General features: G+C 44.7%; 18 protein-coding genes. 11 read left to right on the forward strand and 7 right to left on the reverse strand.

All coding sequences use genetic code 11. From position 1 onward, the window contains the following. The first annotated feature begins 55 nt into the window (after positions 1-55). From PHP90_RS00615 to PHP90_RS00625, 3 genes are all read left to right on the forward strand, one after another. On the forward strand, positions 56-223 hold the full coding sequence (locus PHP90_RS00615) for a hypothetical protein (RefSeq protein ID WP_299923673.1): 168 nt from the start codon (positions 56-58) through the stop codon (positions 221-223). A 68-nt stretch (positions 224-291) separates the two neighbouring features. Then, entirely contained in the window at positions 292-1,101 is an 810-nt protein-coding gene (locus tag PHP90_RS00620) for a peptide deformylase (RefSeq protein WP_299923676.1), read from the forward strand. A gap of 70 nt (positions 1,102-1,171) precedes the next feature. Next, positions 1,172-3,448, forward strand: a complete 2,277-nt coding sequence (locus tag PHP90_RS00625; RefSeq protein ID WP_299923679.1) for a hybrid sensor histidine kinase/response regulator — start codon at positions 1,172-1,174, stop codon at positions 3,446-3,448. A gap of 3 nt (positions 3,449-3,451) precedes the next feature. On the opposite strand, the gene PHP90_RS00630 is transcribed toward PHP90_RS00625, so the two are convergent. Continuing rightward, entirely contained in the window at positions 3,452-4,201 is a 750-nt protein-coding gene (locus PHP90_RS00630) for a response regulator (RefSeq protein WP_299923682.1), read from the reverse strand. A 182-nt stretch (positions 4,202-4,383) separates the two neighbouring features. On the opposite strand from PHP90_RS00630, the gene hemN reads away from it, so the two are divergent. The 5 genes from hemN to lgt are packed head-to-tail and all read left to right on the forward strand — an operon-like array spanning position 4,384 to position 8,689. Next, a complete protein-coding gene (hemN, locus tag PHP90_RS00635) occupies positions 4,384-5,751 on the forward strand; it encodes an oxygen-independent coproporphyrinogen III oxidase (RefSeq protein ID WP_299923725.1) in 1,368 nt (455 codons plus the stop codon). A 4-nt stretch (positions 5,752-5,755) separates the two neighbouring features. Beyond that, positions 5,756-7,039, forward strand: a complete 1,284-nt coding sequence (locus PHP90_RS00640; RefSeq protein WP_299923685.1) for a (Fe-S)-binding protein — start codon at positions 5,756-5,758, stop codon at positions 7,037-7,039. Continuing rightward, on the forward strand, positions 7,036-7,533 hold the full coding sequence (locus PHP90_RS00645) for a pyridoxamine 5'-phosphate oxidase family protein (RefSeq protein ID WP_299923688.1): 498 nt from the start codon (positions 7,036-7,038) through the stop codon (positions 7,531-7,533). The genes PHP90_RS00640 and PHP90_RS00645 overlap by 4 nt, the downstream gene beginning before the upstream one ends. Next, on the forward strand, positions 7,526-7,861 hold the full coding sequence (locus PHP90_RS00650) for a DsrE family protein (protein ID WP_299923690.1): 336 nt from the start codon (positions 7,526-7,528) through the stop codon (positions 7,859-7,861). The genes PHP90_RS00645 and PHP90_RS00650 overlap by 8 nt, the downstream gene beginning before the upstream one ends. A gap of 9 nt (positions 7,862-7,870) precedes the next feature. Next, positions 7,871-8,689 (forward strand): prolipoprotein diacylglyceryl transferase, encoded by an 819-nt coding sequence (gene lgt, locus PHP90_RS00655; RefSeq protein WP_299923693.1) that lies wholly within the window; start codon positions 7,871-7,873, stop codon positions 8,687-8,689. Here the strand turns inward: lgt and PHP90_RS00660 are convergent. From PHP90_RS00660 to panB, 6 genes are all read right to left on the reverse strand, one after another. Continuing rightward, positions 8,679-9,884 carry an ArsS family sensor histidine kinase gene (locus tag PHP90_RS00660; RefSeq protein ID WP_299923696.1) on the reverse strand — a complete coding sequence of 402 codons (1,206 nt, stop codon included), beginning with the start codon at positions 9,882-9,884 and terminating at the stop codon, positions 8,679-8,681. The two genes, lgt and PHP90_RS00660, sit on opposite strands and share 11 nt — an antisense overlap. After that, positions 9,881-10,543: a response regulator transcription factor gene (locus PHP90_RS00665; protein ID WP_299923701.1), complete on the reverse strand. Its 663-nt coding sequence runs from the start codon at positions 10,541-10,543 to the stop codon at positions 9,881-9,883. The genes PHP90_RS00660 and PHP90_RS00665 overlap by 4 nt, the downstream gene beginning before the upstream one ends. Before the next feature lie 9 nt (positions 10,544-10,552). Then, positions 10,553-10,918 carry a hypothetical protein gene (locus tag PHP90_RS00670; RefSeq protein ID WP_299923704.1) on the reverse strand — a complete coding sequence of 122 codons (366 nt, stop codon included), beginning with the start codon at positions 10,916-10,918 and terminating at the stop codon, positions 10,553-10,555. Between the two features lie 81 nt (positions 10,919-10,999). Beyond that, on the reverse strand, positions 11,000-12,046 hold the full coding sequence (locus tag PHP90_RS00675; RefSeq protein WP_299923707.1) for an AI-2E family transporter: 1,047 nt from the start codon (positions 12,044-12,046) through the stop codon (positions 11,000-11,002). After that, entirely contained in the window at positions 12,043-13,050 is a 1,008-nt protein-coding gene (gene ruvB / locus PHP90_RS00680; RefSeq protein ID WP_299923710.1) for a Holliday junction branch migration DNA helicase RuvB, read from the reverse strand. Before ruvB ends, PHP90_RS00675 begins: the two co-directional genes overlap by 4 nt. Before the next feature lie 11 nt (positions 13,051-13,061). Next, positions 13,062-13,850: a 3-methyl-2-oxobutanoate hydroxymethyltransferase gene (gene panB, locus PHP90_RS00685; RefSeq protein WP_299923713.1), complete on the reverse strand. Its 789-nt coding sequence runs from the start codon at positions 13,848-13,850 to the stop codon at positions 13,062-13,064. Between the two features lie 135 nt (positions 13,851-13,985). Here panB and PHP90_RS00690 point away from each other — a divergent pair, with 135 nt between their 5' ends. The 3 genes from PHP90_RS00690 to PHP90_RS00700 are packed head-to-tail and all read left to right on the forward strand — an operon-like array spanning position 13,986 to position 16,060. Further along, the gene (locus PHP90_RS00690; RefSeq protein ID WP_299923716.1) at positions 13,986-14,390 is read left to right on the forward strand and encodes an Hpt domain-containing protein; all 405 of its coding nucleotides are present in this window, start codon (positions 13,986-13,988) and stop codon (positions 14,388-14,390) included. Beyond that, positions 14,387-15,127, forward strand: coding sequence for a tryptophan synthase subunit alpha (trpA, locus tag PHP90_RS00695; RefSeq protein ID WP_299923719.1), 741 nt, complete (start codon positions 14,387-14,389; stop codon positions 15,125-15,127). Before PHP90_RS00690 ends, trpA begins: the two co-directional genes overlap by 4 nt. A 27-nt stretch (positions 15,128-15,154) precedes the next feature. After that, a complete protein-coding gene (locus PHP90_RS00700) occupies positions 15,155-16,060 on the forward strand; it encodes a DUF3943 domain-containing protein (protein WP_299923722.1) in 906 nt (301 codons plus the stop codon). The last annotated feature ends 282 nt before the right edge of the window (positions 16,061-16,342 follow it).

Consider the following 16,342-nt stretch of genomic DNA (forward strand, 5'->3'; position numbering starts at 1 on the left):
TTACTAAAGAGAGATGTCTCTCTTTGGACCTAAAATATTGTAATAGGAGAAAAAAATGGCAGTAAAAGAAGAAGAGTTTAACTTCGCTAAGAATGATAAATTCAATACCGCGATGATTCCTGGAAAATTTGCCCGTGCAATGCGTACATGCAAAATTTGGCAATTTATCCGTTTCGTAATCATCAACATTAAAATGATTATTGTAGTAGGCAAAAGCCACTAAGTGATTTTTTTTAGACGGCCCATCCGGCCGTCATGTCTTCCTTATAACCTTTCCGTTAAAGTTTAATTATGATTAAAAATCTCATCACCTATCCCGATCCGACTATCCGGCTTATATCCGCCAATGTCCGTTTCTTTAATGACGAATTGTCTCAGTGGATCACCGATATGATCGACACGATGAGAGCGAATGATCTTAGCGCCCTCAGTGCCATTATGATAGGTATCCAATACAATGTAATCGTTATGAAAGAAGGGGAAAACTATATCCCGTATATAAATGCCCGTTTGATCAAACATTCAGGGATGAGTACGCAGACCGAACGGAGTACCTATTACCCCGGAATCAGTGTAGATGTTGATCGATTTGAGAATGTAACGGTAATTTATGAAGACGAAAAAGGGAACCCTCACCATCGTGATTTGGATGCCGAAATGTCCAGAACCTTTCAGCAGCAGCTCGATTATTGTTTTGGAAGTACCTTTGTAGATCGTGTTGATAAAGAGATGAAACAGCGGATTAATGATCATTTGGAACACGGTCTCGTAGAAGGGGGCGGTTCATGTCCGATTGTCTTTTATCGGGACTATTTTAAGCGAGGTGCGAAATATTTGATCTCCTTTACAGCGCTTACCTTTATCCTTCCGTTTTTTGTTTCACCTGAAATCCAAAAATGGGTGTATACGATTGACACCTATATTTTGATCCTCATTCCGTTATTGCTGGTTGCTTACTTTTTGTACGCGCAGTACGAGGCCAGGATCTACAAACAGTGTACGAGTTGTCAAACCGGAAATATTATCGGTACGACGGCAATTTTGCTTTTTCAATATGCAATTATCAGTTTAGGCGTTTTTTTCTGGATTGCACTAAAATAATAAAAAATTATATTTTTACCCTTTTTTCAGTATCATAACCCTAAAAATTGTTTAGCAGTAAGGAATCCGAATGTCTCTACCGGATATATCCCCTTTAGTCCGTTCCAAGGAGAAACTCCTCTTTGAAAAGGACTCTATATTACACGAATGGGTCGAATCCGAGCTGTGTATTTCGATTTTAGAGCGTCATGAGATTGAACCCGATTTTTTTCGTACCTATTATGCCGGCAGTGTTTATGATTACTTCATGGGAGTTGTTTCCGGAAATATGGCGATCGGTGAGTGTCCGGTAATCGCTGATCTAATCGATTACCTGAAAAACAAAGATCTTCGGGCAGATGAACTGTTCGTTTTATGTACCCATTTTAAGCGTTCGGTTATCAATGCAACGTACCGTTTAGGGATTAATGATCAGTCGGTATTCAATGTGATCAGCTTTTTGTTTGATCAAAATTTTGCCAGCGTATTAAAACTCTATACGGATACCATTTACCAAAAAGAGCAGGAAGCACTCAATGCTTCCAAAGCCAAAGAGTATTTTCTCTCTAACATGTCTCATGAAATCCGCACGCCGCTGAATGCGATTTTGGGATTTGTATCCCTTTTGCGTGATGAAACAACGAATCCGCGTTATCAGCAGTATCTCGATATTATCAGCAACAGCGGTGAGAACCTTCTGCATATCATCAATGATATCCTTGATTTCTCAAAACTCCGCAGCGGAGAATTTACGGTTGATCCTCAGCCCTTTAATATCCATGACGAGATTTCGCATACCATGGAGCTTTTTGTTCCGAGTGCCAACTCCAAAAGTATTACCCTGACCAGTTTTATCGATCCCTCTATCCCGTATGAAATTGTTGCGGATGCACTTCGAATCAAACAGATTGTCGGGAATTTTTTGAGTAATGCAGTTAAATTCAGTCATCCCGGCGGAGCGATCCATGTTGAAGCAAGATGTACAGATGGAATACTATCCCTATCCGTGAAAGATAACGGAATCGGTATCGCACCGGGAGATCAAGAACGAATTTTCGACGCTTTCTCTCAAGCACAAGAGGGGATGATGAAAATTAATGAGGGGACCGGTTTAGGTTTATCCATTTGTAACCAGCTGGCAGAGCATATGGGAGGGACAATCGAACTTGAAACCGAATTAGGGGCGGGGAGTTTGTTTACGCTTAAAATACCTGTTGTTGCCAACTATGAGTGTGAAATACCTAAATTCGATGTTTCAATTTTTGACGGTATCCGATTCGGCCTTCTTGAGTATGACCCTTCCGAGAGTTATAAACTCGAATCGCTTCAGCGATATTGGGAACATTTCGGATTGGATATACAGCAGGTATCAACCGTTCAGGAAGAGTGTGATCTTCTGATCTTTTTAGAGAGTTCTATGGATGATGAAAAACGGGAAATTATTCTACGGCATCGTATTCCATCCGTCGCAATTTTGGACTTTTTGGATGATCGTTATGATACAACTTCTACGATTGTGCCGCTTACCTTTCCGATCTATTGTACGAAACTCCAAAGCGCTTTGAGTGAGGTTTTGGGGATTACCCATTCCCGTCATCCGATTGAAATAGGGGAAAACGGGAGACTCGGCTTTATCGGCAAGGTTTTGGTTGCCGAAGACAATCTCGCCAATCAGGAACTCATTAAAATTATTTTAGAACGATACGGTTTGGAATACGTCATAGCTGCGAACGGACAAGAAGCACTGATGGAGTACCGATCAGAGAATTTTGATCTCATTTTTATGGATGAGCAGATGCCTCAAATGGACGGAAATGAAGCAACGGCAGCTATTTTGGCATACGAGAAAGAAAGAGGAGAAAAACATACTCCGATTGTAGCATTAACCGCCAATGTCATTAAAGGTGCACGTGAACGCTCCATCCAAAACGGGTATGACGCATTTTTAGGCAAGCCGATCGTCTTGCGTGAGATAGAGCAGATTTTCGAACGCTATTTGGAACCTACGGTTCTCCCTTTGCGAGAGAGTGCATCGACTAAAGTGTTGAGCAGCAGAGCTATCGATATGGATCATCTCAAGAGTGCTTTAATGCTCGAAGAAGACCAGATTGAACATTTGTTGGAAATCTATCATCATAAAATGGAACATTCCCTTCATGAACTTTTGAGTGCGATAGAGAAAAAATCGTATGAGGATATTGCCTTTATCGCCCATGCGATTAAAGGTTCGAGCGCTAATTTCCGTTTTGAGGAGCTCTCCAGACTGGCATATGTCATTGAAGAATCGGCGGTAGGAGAAGATGACGAGTTTGATTTTATCGAAGCCTACGAAGTGCTCCGATCCGAATTTATAAAGAAGTTTATATAGCGGCTATTCTTCCAAATAATAACCGACTCCCGAAGCGTTTTTAATCACGTCGGTTGGGAGTTTACTCCGTAGTCTCCAAACAAGTGTCCGGACACTGTTGTCGGTAGCCCCTTTGGTCTCCCAAACATAATTGATCGCCTGTTCGAAATCGACGACACTCCCTAGCTGTGCAACCAGCAGACGGATAAATGCGTTCTCTTTTTTGGTGAGTTTGATTTTTTGGTTTTGGTAATAGGTTTCACCCAATCCGGTATCGTGACGATACCCCTCGCCGAATTCGACAATCGGTTTGTCGGAGAGTTTTTTAGCGTAGACTAATTTTTCAAGCTCTTCCCGGTCTGATTTGAGTTCATCAATATTGGAATTGCGTTTTCGCTCTTCTTTAAACCGGTAAAGTGCCATTTGAATCGTGGTATGCAGATTAATAGGATCAAATGGTTTGACGATGTAGCCATATGGTTCGGTTTTTTTCGCTTTTGCAAGCATATCATTGTCTGAATGGGCTGTTAGGTAAATAAAGGGGAGCGGATGTTTATCACGGATAAATTGTGCGAGTTCGATTCCGTCCATCGTCTTTTGTAAGCCGATGTCGATCAGAGCAATGTCAGGATTATAAATTTTAATTTTATTGCGTGCTGTAACGGCATTATCGGCAATGGATATTACATCGTACCCTTGTTTTTCAAGGGACATTTTCAAATTCATTGCCGTGACTTCGTCGTCTTCAACGACAAGCACTTTGATCATACTCATGTATCCTCTTTTATTATAGTTTTATTAGTAATTATTTTATCACATTGTCGATGAAATTGTACGATAATGCACGCAAATATTGTGATGAGCGGTCGCTATTGTAGAATAATATTTCTTTTTTATCCGTTATTCAACCCAAAAGGGGCATAATCGCGTCATTCACAGGTAACGATAGGATGACAATGCTTGACTTTGATAAATTTACCAAATATTCCAAACCGGGACCTCGTTATACGAGTTATCCTACGGCATTAGAGTTTAGTGACACGTTTGATTACGACAGCTACCTCGGAAAGCTCCACTCACAAGATCCTTCGAGACCTCTTTCGCTTTATTTCCATTTGCCGTTTTGTAAGAATGCCTGCTATTTTTGCGGCTGTAATGTTGTTTTTACCTCTAAAGAAGAGAAGAAAGAGCGTTACATTGACTATCTTACACGTGAGCTTCAGATTCTTTCGCAGCATATTGATGTGAATCGTCCTGTCATTCAGCTCCACTTCGGCGGCGGGACGCCGACGTTTTTCGATGCGGATCAACTGAACCGAATCATCAGTGCGATCAAGAGCCATTTTAAAAACTTTACCGCTGATGCCGAGATCAGCTGTGAGATCGATCCGCGCCATATCAACGAAGAACAGATGAAAGTGATGAGTGATGCCGGATTTAACCGTGTGAGCTTCGGGATTCAGGATTTTGATGAGAAGGTACAAGTCGCCGTTCACCGTGTCCAGCCGTACGATATCACCAAAGCGGCAATGGATTTGGCGCGCAAATACAACATGGTGAGTGTCAATGTCGATTTGATCTACGGCTTGCCGTATCAGAGTTTGGAGACATTCAAAAAAACACTAGATTTATCGTTGACGCTGAACGCAGACCGGTTCGCCGTTTTCAACTATGCGCACGTCCCGTGGCTTAAAAAAACCATGCGTAAAATCGATGAGACGACACTTCCTCATCCGGCAGAGAAACTTGCCATCATGCGCTATACGATTGATCACATGGAGTCCAACGGATATCGAATGATCGGAATGGACCATTTTGCCAAAGCTGAGGATGAACTTTTTAAAGCAATCGACAAAGGTGAACTGCACCGTAATTTCCAAGGGTACACGACGAAAGGCGGTGCAGATTTGATCGGTATCGGTCTCACCTCGATCGGCGAAGGCTCAGATTATTATGCGCAAAACTTCAAAGAGATGGAAGGCTATGAAGCCGCCATCGATGCGGGAAAATTGCCGTATGAACGCGGGGTAGGCCTCAATGAGGATGATCGTATCCGTCAGTTTGTTATTATGGAATTGATGAGTAATTTCAAACTCGATATCGTCCGTTTCGAACGGCTGTACGGCGTGAAATTTGCAGAGTATTTTGCCGATGCGATCGAAGCACTTAAACCGTTTGAAGCAGATGGTTTGCTTACTATGACTCCGGAAGCGATTACGTGTTCAACGACAGGAACATTATTGATCCGTAATATCGCAATGCCGTTTGATGCCTATATGAAACGGCATGCGGCTTCTGACAAAGCGTTTAGTAAAACGGTGTAAATGAATGGAACCTCGCGAACTCTTTAATTTTACCGAAACTTCGGATGCCTGTATTAAATGCGGGAAATGTATTCCGGTGTGTACTATCCACAATGTTAATGCGGATGAGGTTACCTCTCCACGCGGATTTATCGATCTGCTCGGTGCGTATCAGCGCGGGCAGTTGGAATTGGATAAAAACGCCAAAGCGATTTTTGAAACCTGCTTTTTATGTACCAATTGTACGGACGTATGTCCGAAAGCCCTTCCGACGGATATGGTGATCGAACAGGTTCGTGCCGATCTGGCCGATAAATACGGAATTGCATGGTTTAAGCGGGCATTTTTCTTTCTTCTGCGTCATCGTACATTAATGGATATCCTCTTTAAACTCGGGTATGTCTTTCAAACGTGTGGGTTTAAAATCAAAGCGGAACTTAACTCGATGCAGCCGCGGTTTAATCTGCCGATCATCAAAAAAGAGCGTCTTTTACCGTCGATGGGAAAAACATCCTTTTTGAACACTTATCCTGAAAATATTCCTAACGGCGGAAAACGCCGTGTTGCCATATTTATCGGATGTTTGGCAAACTACAATTACACGGAGATCGGTAAAGGGTTGTTGGAAATTTTGGAAGTGTTGGAAGTAGATGCTTTTATCCCCAAAAAACAGCTTTGCTGCGGAGCACCTGCCTATTTTACCGGGGACTTTGCGACAGTCGATCATAACGCCAAAAAGAACATTGAGTATTTTGAAAGTTTCATCGATGAGGTTGAAGCGATCATCATTCCCGAAGCGACCTGCAGTGCAATGATCAAAATCGATTACGAGCATTTCTTTCACGATCAGCCCGAGTGGCTGGAGCGCGCACGTGCGCTGAAAGACAAAATCTTTATGGCAACCGAGTGGCTGGAACAAAAAACCGATCTCAAAGCAATTTTGGCGAGCAAGGGGCGAAGTGACGCGGTGGTGACCTATCACGATCCGTGCCATGCCCGTAAGATGCAGGGGGTTTATCAAGAACCGCGCCGCCTCGTTTCTCAAAACTACACGATTACCGAAATGAGCGATCCGAATGCCTGCTGCGGTTTCGGCGGTGTGACGATGCAGACGGAAAATTTCCATTTTGCCCAGGCCGTAGGGAGACCGAAAGCTGCCATGATCGCTAAAACAGGGGCACAGGTGGTTACGGCTGAGTGCAGTGCATGCCGAATGCAGATCAATAATTCTATGAATGAGGCGAATGTCGATGTCGTCTTTAAAAATCCGATCGAACTGATCGCGGAAGCACTAAAGGCCGGACAATGACAACGATAGAGGTTGAATCGTTTTTAGAAACATTCCAAACACTGGTTATGGCCTCCATCACTCCTGAGGGTGAACCGCATGCGAGTACGGCACCGTATATTCGAATAGAAAATAATTTTTATATCCTCATCAGTACGGTAGCGCAACACGGACGGAATCTTTTGGCTAGCGAAAAGGTCTCTTTGCTCTTTGTTGAAGATGAGTCTCAATGCATACAACCTTTTGCCCGCAAACGGGTAATGATTGAAGCATCCGTAAGCGAATTAGACCGTGATAATGAGACATATTCACAAGTTATCGATCGTTTGTGTGCCCATTTTGATCCGGACTTGGTTACATCACTCTCGAATATGGGAGATTTTCATCTGTTTGAGCTTACTCCCCAAAGCGGCAGTGTCGTTATGGGATTCGGCAAGGCGTATCGTTTGAACGAACATATGGAAGTTCAGACTCAAATCATGGGTCAGCATCAAAAAGGGCATGGGAATGGATAAACTTCTCATCGTATGGAGCAGCGGTGAGGTCGAAGTAGCCAAAAAACTTGTGCTCCTTTATGGAAGTGTTATCTTGCCGCGGGGATATTGGGATGAAGCCCATCTGATGATCTGGGGACCATCGGCAAAACTTTTGGCAGAGAATGCTGATATTCAGGAAATGTTTGCCAAGGTCGTAGATAGCGGTGTCAAATCTTCCGTATGTGTTGTATGCAGTGACGATTACGGTGTAACCGAGCAGCTTCGATCTTTGGGTGTGGAACCGATTCACACGGGAGAATTTTTGACCGAAGCTCTGAAAAATGACTGGAAAGTCGTGACGTTCTAAAGGAACATAATGGAATTTTGGAACCATATCTACGAGCATTTTAATCCGGTAGCGTTTAACCTTTTTTCGATTCCCGTCCATTGGTACGGGTTGATGTATGTCCTCGCGCTCCTCTCGGCACTGATGATTGCCAAATGGATTGTCAAGAAAGATAACATCGCGATTACCAAAGAACAGCTGGACGATTATTTTATCTATGCGGAGATCGGCGTTATCCTCGGTGCCCGGTTAGGGTACATCCTTTTTTACGATATCCATACGTCCTATTATCTGAGTCATCCGTGGCAGATATTTAACCCGTTTATCGACGGGCAGTTCGTCGGAATCCGCGGGATGAGTTTCCACGGGGCTATAGTGGGCTTTTTGATCGGATCGTATCTGTATCATCGCCGACACGGTATCCCTTTCGGGCGCTTGATGGATTTGGTAGCGGTATCGGTTCCTTTGGGATATGTATTCGGACGGATCGGAAACTTTCTCAATCAAGAGCTTGTAGGACGTGTTACCGATGTGCCGTGGGGGATTTACGTCTACGATACTCTCCGTCACCCTTCACAGCTGTATGAAGCATTTGTCGAGGGGATCGTTGTTTTTGTCCTTATCTATGCTTACCGTAAGCGCAAAGCATTTGAAGGTGAACTGATCTTGCTGTACGGATTTTTATACGGAATCGGTCGTGCTTCGGTGGAGTTTTACCGTGCACCGGATGCACAGATCGGGTATATCGCAGGTCAGTGGATGACGCTCGGGATGGCATTGAGCTTAGGGATGGCAGCGGTATCGGTGATTATATGGATTTGGATGAAAAAGAGTATTATCAAAAGATAATACAAAACGTATGGATTCCTTCTTCATAGCGGTAGCTCAATGTAAAATTATGCAGTTCGCACACTGACTGGGCGATATATAGCCCCAATCCTAATCCGCCTTCTCCGCGCTCTGTTACAAATGCCTGTAACGCCTCTTCAACCGGACGTTTAAGCGGTTCACCGCTGTTACGGATACAGATTTTTTCACCGTTACACGTAATTTCTATCGGAAGCGAAGATGCATGACGGACTGCATTATCAATCAAGTTTTGAAGAGCACTGGTAAAGAGACTTTCATCGACTGTAATGGTTTGTTCACAACCGCTCATTCGGACTGAATGGTTATCAATGATCAGATTTTCGATTGCTTTATGAATCATTGTATCAAGACGATGCGGACTTTTGGTGAGTGAAAAAGCATGCATTTTCTCAATATATGCCATTTGACGTATCAGATGTTCGAGTCGGGTAAAAAGTTTCCCGAGCAAGTTTCGATTCGGACTTGGCTCTTCGAGTTCTACGATGAGTTTTCCCTTCATAATCGGTGTTTTGAGCTCGTGCATGATGTTGCGCAAAAAGAGTTCGCGCGATTTTTTGAATTTGTTTTGTTTTTCCAGTGCACTGTGCAGGGCGTTGGAAATGAGGGCGATTTCATCCTTGCCTGTGTTGGGCGTATTGAGGATCTCTTCTCCTTCGCCGTATCGCTGTATTTGCTCGTACAAATGTTTGAGCGGTTTGAGATTTTTCCAAAGTACCAAATACATACTCACCAAACCGCCCATGAGGGCAAAAAACAAGAACCAGACAAAATAGTACGTTGCCCCCTCGGCCGTATCGCGATAATACATTGTACAGTGCTCACGTGACAACGCGTAAATCAAGCCTTTGTTGTCTTTGTAGATGGTGACGCTCACATTGCGGGATCGAAGTTTGGCACGCATCGGCGGTGGGAGAGGAATCGCTTCACAATTCGGTGTCAGTGCATCTATGATTTTAAATCCCGCTTCCTGAAGTTCTTCGCTTTGTTCCATACAGGTTCGATCTCTTGTCTCATCTATGATACGGGAGAGCTCCATAGAGCGATGGGCAAGGAGGTGGAATCTTTGTTGTTCCTGCTCGCTCAAAGCAGAGATAAACAATAACAGTAAAACGATCACTGCCAAAAAAAAGAAAAAATGGAGTTTGAAAAATACGGAGTGACGGCGCGAAATCATAGAGTAAACTGATAGCCCATTCCTCGAATGGAACGGATGAGGGTAGGGTGTTTGGGGTTGGCTTCGACTTTTTGGCGAATACGGCTGATGAGAACGTCGATACTGCGCTCTGAGCTCTCCCATCCGATCGATTCGACGTTATTGGCGATAAAGTCACGGGAAATGATCTGACGGCGGTGTTTTATAAGCAGCGCCAGAAGCTCAAATTCGGCACGAGTCAGCGGAAGAAGCTCTCCGTCTTTATAAATACCGTTTTCATCTACGCGGAACGTATCTGTGCTCACCTGAATCGTTTTACCGTTGATGCGTCGAAGGAGGCTTTGTATACGGGCGACAAGCTCGCGCGGCTCATAGGGCTTGGGGAGATAATCATCGGCACCGAGTTCCAGTGCAATGACTTTGTCTCCCAAATCACTCCGAGCCGAGGAGATAATGATGGGAATATCGCTCCGTTCTCGGAGCATTTTGCAGACATCCAGCCCGTCGATATCGGGAAGGGTTAGATCAAGCAGTACAAGATCGTACGACTCGATTCCCAGCGATGCAAGAGCACTTTTGGGATGGGCATAGCTGATCACCTCCATCTGATAACGGCTCAGATACTGCGTGAGCAGGTCTGAGATTTCGAGATCGTCTTCAATCAGGAGGATTTTTACCATAGGAACTGACTATTTATTATTGCAAGCTTTGCAGCCCATTGGTCCTTGAGGCATATTCATATTGCCTTTCATTCCGCCTTTAGGACACATAGGCATGTTGGATTCGAATGTTTTACGTTGTTCCGGAGTGAGTACCGCCATCACTTTTTCGTGTTGTTGGTTATGGAACTCTTTGGCTTCTTCACGAAGCTTTTGGATTTGGGCTTTTTGATCATCGCTAAGACCCAATTTTTCAAACGGTCTAGGGAGTTTTGACGTATCGCAATCACATCGTTGCATCATCCCCTGACCATTCATCATTCCGCCGTTTTTCATCGGGCAGGCCATGAGGGCGGTTGCTCCGAGAATGAGCGCTATACTTAGAACTTTTTTCATTTTTTTCTCCGTCGGTTGGTATGTAACTGTAGTATCATAGAGTTTTTATGATAATACTGGATCAATGCTCTATTAACAGCATTAATGGATAATTTCTTCCTGCGGAGCAGCTTCGCTGATACGCATGAGGGTCAGGAACAGTACGGTAATCGCCGGACCGATAATCATTCCCCAAAATCCGAATGTCGAGAGGCCGGCGATAATAGCAAAAAAGATGATGAGTTCATTGATTTTATCTTCGGGTTTGATCAATTTTTTGTTGATGATTTTGATAATGACCGGTTTGATAAACGTATCGGCGATGATTGAGATAACGACTATCGTATAGAGTGCGATAAAAATAGCACTTTGTGTATTTCCGATCGAGAGTTCAAAGAGGGTAAACGGCAGCCACATGATCGCTCCACCGACCACCGGAATGAGGGAAGCAAATCCGAACATGATGCCGAATAACAATCCGTTGTATCCCATATATTCTATTGCAATCCCGAATAATGCCCCTTCAAATACGGCAGTCGCAAGAATCGAATAAAATACGACGCTCATGGATGAGCGCATTTCGAATATAATGAGGGTACTCTCTTGTTGCGGAAAATGGGCGGATCGTTTGAAAAACTCGAAAATATCTTTACCGTAATAGAGCGCCACAAAATAAAAGGCCAAAATAAATACGGTACGAGAGAGAAACGACATGGCAAAACCGCCGATCAGGCTCGCATAATCGAGGGAGTTTTGGGCAAATGAAGCAGGATCAAACTTGCTCAGAGAAAGTTCTATTTTGGCTTCGATATTGGAAAGTGCAGGGGGAAGATGTGCCACCCAGCTTCGTAAGTGGACGTCGATTTTTTCTAATGAAGTCGGATCGAGATTTTGGAGAAAAACCGAAAAATGGAATAAAAAATATCCCATAGGGGCAAAAAACAGAGCCGACAGAACCAGTGTCGAGAGTGCCGAAGCCCAAAAACGGCTGTTGGTAAGTTTGAAAAACCCCATTTGAATATGGTGTGTAGAGATGGCTAAGAGCGATGCGACGACAATACTCATCCAAAACGGTTCATACAGCCGGTACATTGCATATAACACAACAACGAGAAGTACCAGAGTGAAATACTCTCTTTTCATGGTCATTCAAACAGTCCTTGTTGAGGGGTTCCAAACTTGAGTAATTCATAAGTTTTAGGGGTTGCAACCCGTCCGCGTGCCGTCCGTTCCAAATACCCGTTGGCGAGAAGATACGGTTCGAGGACATCTTCGATCGTCCCCTCATCTTCGCTGAGTGCCGCAGCGATCGTGCTGAGTCCCATTGCGCGTCCTTTGGCTTCCATCAGGAGTTTGAGCAGACGTATATCCATCTCGTCAAACCCGTTGGCGTTGATCCCCAACTGATCGAGGGCATAGCGGGAACGCTCATGCAGTATCGTCGATTCATTGGCAACATCGGAGAAATCCCGTACCCGTTTCAACAGTCGCAATGCGATACGGGGAGTCCCGCGTGAACGTTTGGCGATCTCGTGTGCTGCTTCTTGGTCGATATTTTTACCGAGTTTTGTCGCAGCTTGCGTGATAATGGTGCAGAGTTCATCCGGGGTATAAAACTGCATCCGAAAGTTCATCCCGAACCGGTCGCGCAGAGGATTCGAGAGCATCCCGGCACGGGTTGTCGCACCGATGAGGGTGAAACGCGGGAGATCGATTTTGACCGTTTGCGCCGCAGGGCCGCTTCCGATGATAATGTCGAGACGAAAATCTTCCATCGACGGATAAAGGATCTCTTCGACCGCAGGTGACAGCCTGTGAATTTCATCGATAAAGAGGATATCCCCCTCTTCGAGATTGGTGAGGATGGCGGCGAGATCACCGCTTTTCTCGATCATCGGGGCGGCGGTAACTTTGATATTGCTTCCCATCTCGTTGGCGATGATGAGAGCAAGGGTTGTTTTCCCCAAACCGGGAGGTCCGTAAAAGAGGACATGATCGAGTGCTTCACGGCGTTTGCTGCTCGCTTCGATAAAGACTCCCAGATTCTTTTTGATCTGTTCCTGTCCGATATAATCATCCCATGCGCTGGGGCGTAATGAGGTCTCAGTGACCTCTTCGGCATTAAATTTTTCGATTTCTACTATGCGTTCCACGTTAGGCTTTCCTAATAAACATAATTTTCATCGGGAAACGAGCGGCTTTGGACTTCATCCGCATAGGTTTTGACTGCTTCTTTGACTGCCGTCGCACCGTTCATATATTGTTTGACAAATTTCGGGACAAACGGCTCATACAGACCCAGCATATCGGAGAAGACCAGTACCTGCCCGTCTACGCCGTTGCCTGCTCCGATGCCGATGACAGGGATGGAGACGCTTTGGGCTACGCGTGTCGCGACATCGGCTTTGACCCCTTCGATAACGAGGATAAAGGCACCGGCTTTTTCCAGTGCCTGAGCATCAGCAATCAGAGACAGGGCCTCGTCTTCGGTTTTTCCTTTGACTTTATAGCCCCCCTCGGCACGAACCGCTTGGGGTAAAAGTCCGATGTGCCCGCATACGGCGATTCCGTTGGATGTGAGATAGTGTACCAGATGGGCTTTATCGGCGCCCCCCTCGATTTTGACCGCGTCGGCGGGAGTTTCGCGGTAGACTCTCATGGCATTCGCAAAAGCGGTTGTTTCATCGATATAGCTTCCAAAAGGCATATCGGTAATGACAAAAGTATTCGGGGCACCTTTGCAGACGGCATTGGTATGGTAGATCATCTGATCCATAGTGATACTCAGCGTATCGGGATTGCCGCCGAAGCTCATATTGAGGCTGTCTCCGACGAGGAGAATGTCGGCGCTCTCGGTGAAAAGTCGGGCGAAAAGAGCATCATACGCCGTTATCATTACGAGCGGCTGGGCACCTTTGCGTTTTTGAATCGAACCGATAGTCAGCTTTTTCATTGTTCTCTAAACTCTCATGTGTATTAATGGAGATAGTTTACCCAAAAAATTGCTCTCCATGGCATTGCTTGGCACTTTACGATGCGAGATTAATAAAAAGCTCGTTATAATTCATCTATTATAGGAGAGTTTATTATGGGGATCCGGAGCGTTCTAGAAGCTAATTTCGACTTTGAAATCATTGACGAATTTTTAGATCATTACGCCATGATGATGGAAATTCTCGAGCCTTTGATCATTGATTTGGGTAATAGTGACCGTTATCAGCGCAGCATCGAAGAGCTGTTCCGGATTTTTCATAATATCAAATCGGCATCGGGCTATTTACAGATTCAACCTATGGTCCGTTTATCGACGTTTGTCGAAGATGCCCTCGAACAGCTCAGAACCCGGGATAAAGTTGTGAACGAGGAAACGATCACATGGTTTATCAGCGTCTCTGATATGTTTTTGCAATGGCAAGAAGATTTCAAAATGGATAATGAACTCTCTAAAATCCATTTTTCCCTTTTAATTTTACCTGATATGGAGAACGCGTGAAACAACTCGTAGCGTATATTACTGCCGGTTATCCCGATAAAAATTTTACTGTTGATTTGGCTTTGGCGTTGAGCGAAAGCGGTGTCGATACTCTGGAAATCGGAGTCCCTTTTTCAGACCCGGTTGCGGATGGTCCCGTTATCGAAGCGGCAAATCAAAGAGCACTTGAGGCCGGATTTCGTTTCGCTGATCTATTAGAGATATCTGAGCAGATCGCACCGAAAATTGATACCCTGTGGATGGGATACTTTAACCCGTTTTACCAATACGGGATGGAATCGTTGCTGGACAAGGCAAAAAGCATCGGTGTAAACGGTCTCATTATCCCCGATGTCCCGTATGAAGAAGCAAAAGCTTATCACCCGCTTTTCGAGAGCAGAGGATTGGCGAATATTACCTTTGTAGCTCCGACCGATGGCGAAGAGCGTATTGCGACAATCACCGCTGAAGCACGCAAATTTATCTATCTAGTCGCCTATGCTGGGATTACAGGAAGCGGAAAAGCAGAAGACTTGGCTCCGGTACTGGAAATGATCAAACGCCATACGGCTACCCCTGTCTATGTAGGATTCGGTGTAAACGAGCAAACGGCGCGTGAAAAAGTGCAGGGGGCTGACGGAGTTATCGTCGGTTCGGCAATCGTGAATGTCCTTTTGGATAATACGTTGAATTCTGCTCAAAAAATCGCCAAATGCTGTGAAATCACCCGTACGATCAAATCGCTTATTAATGAATAGCACTCGCAGAGTGTTCGCAGTCACATAATGATCCGTTGGATTCTTTTTTTGTTCATCGCAGAGATAACGCTCTTTGCGGATAACACGCTATACGATGAGCTAAAGAAAAACGACATTCTCCAAAACGGGCAAAAATATCGTTCTGATATTTTTGTACCGCCTTCTCCCGCTTTTGCGGAATCCGGAGAGTTTCATCTCACCGAGGACGCTGAAGGAAAAGATTATCTCCCCCAATACATCAATGTCAACGATAAACTTCCTGACCGATATAAAAACCTGATCGGAGATTCGGTTTCTCTCCAGTTTCTGATGATTTCAACGATCGGGATTTTGGCCATAATGCCGGATAGTATTACAAACTGGAACTCGGAGAAGCTCAAAGAACGCTCATTGGGAGAGCGCTGGAAAGAAAACGTCACCACAACACCTGTCTGGGATAATGATAACTGGATGATCAACTACATCGGACATCCGGTCTCAGGCGCTTTTTACTATACCTTAGCCAGAAATGACGGGATGTCGATAAGCGAATCAGCCGCTTTTTCAGCACTTATGTCCACTTTCTTTTGGGAATACGGGTATGAGAGTTTTGCCGAGGTTCCCTCTATCCAGGATCTTATCTTTACCCCTTTGCTGGGGTCGATTTTGGGAGAACAGATGTTTACCCTCCAGAAAAAATTGGATCAAGAGGGGGGAGTGGTTCTCGGATCAAAAACGTTGGGGGATATGAGCTATTTTATTCTCGATCCGTTGGGTAATATCGCTAACGGGATCGGAAATACTCTGAAAAGATTTAATTTCGACGCAGATGTGACGATGAGCATACAAACCTACCCTCAGGCCAAATTCCTGCACCAATATCCCGACACCCCGACAGAAGATTCTTTGCGTTTTAAAGAGCGGGAATACGGTTTTATCATAACCATTCAGTAGTGTAAAAAACCACCTTTGCATTTACATGGCTTTGGGTATAATACGCTTATAACTTCGGTTATCCACGAGGGGGCGACATGGCTTCGACTGGATCAAGAAGGTTTAGGTTGCATCGCCGGACTGAGCAGCTCCGTTATACGGCTCACAATTGCTTAAACGCAAACAACACTAATTACCGTCCTGCTTACGCTGTAGCGTAAGTTTAATTTAATTTAGGACTGCGCTACCTTCCTATGCTATAACCGGAAGGGCTTGGCGTATAACCCCTGTGATAGCTATATT

The sequence above is a fragment of the Sulfuricurvum sp. genome (genome assembly GCF_028712165.1).
In the GTDB taxonomy this organism is placed as follows: domain Bacteria; phylum Campylobacterota; class Campylobacteria; order Campylobacterales; family Sulfurimonadaceae; genus Sulfuricurvum.

Bases quoted from the DNA above. Each gene is read 5' to 3' on its own strand.
- panB (WP_299923713.1), bottom strand. From the start codon at position 13,850: ATGAAAAAGCTGACTATCGGTTCGATTCAAAAACGCAAAGGTGCCCAG.
- PHP90_RS00665 (WP_299923701.1), bottom strand. From the start codon at position 10,543: ATGGTAAAAATCCTCCTGATTGAAGACGATCTCGAAATCTCAGACCTG.
- PHP90_RS00645 (WP_299923688.1), top strand. From the start codon at position 7,036: ATGACAACGATAGAGGTTGAATCGTTTTTAGAAACATTCCAAACACTG.
- PHP90_RS00620 (WP_299923676.1), top strand. From the start codon at position 292: ATGATTAAAAATCTCATCACCTATCCCGATCCGACTATCCGGCTTATA.
- PHP90_RS00700 (WP_299923722.1), top strand. From the start codon at position 15,155: ATGATCCGTTGGATTCTTTTTTTGTTCATCGCAGAGATAACGCTCTTT.
- PHP90_RS00650 (WP_299923690.1), top strand. From the start codon at position 7,526: ATGGATAAACTTCTCATCGTATGGAGCAGCGGTGAGGTCGAAGTAGCC.
- PHP90_RS00670 (WP_299923704.1), bottom strand. From the start codon at position 10,918: ATGAAAAAAGTTCTAAGTATAGCGCTCATTCTCGGAGCAACCGCCCTC.
- PHP90_RS00640 (WP_299923685.1), top strand. From the start codon at position 5,756: ATGGAACCTCGCGAACTCTTTAATTTTACCGAAACTTCGGATGCCTGT.
- PHP90_RS00625 (WP_299923679.1), top strand. From the start codon at position 1,172: ATGTCTCTACCGGATATATCCCCTTTAGTCCGTTCCAAGGAGAAACTC.
- PHP90_RS00630 (WP_299923682.1), bottom strand. From the start codon at position 4,201: ATGAGTATGATCAAAGTGCTTGTCGTTGAAGACGACGAAGTCACGGCA.
- PHP90_RS00675 (WP_299923707.1), bottom strand. From the start codon at position 12,046: ATGACCATGAAAAGAGAGTATTTCACTCTGGTACTTCTCGTTGTTGTG.
- PHP90_RS00615 (WP_299923673.1), top strand. From the start codon at position 56: ATGGCAGTAAAAGAAGAAGAGTTTAACTTCGCTAAGAATGATAAATTC.
- hemN (WP_299923725.1), top strand. From the start codon at position 4,384: ATGCTTGACTTTGATAAATTTACCAAATATTCCAAACCGGGACCTCGT.
- PHP90_RS00660 (WP_299923696.1), bottom strand. From the start codon at position 9,884: ATGATTTCGCGCCGTCACTCCGTATTTTTCAAACTCCATTTTTTCTTT.
- lgt (WP_299923693.1), top strand. From the start codon at position 7,871: ATGGAATTTTGGAACCATATCTACGAGCATTTTAATCCGGTAGCGTTT.
- PHP90_RS00690 (WP_299923716.1), top strand. From the start codon at position 13,986: ATGGGGATCCGGAGCGTTCTAGAAGCTAATTTCGACTTTGAAATCATT.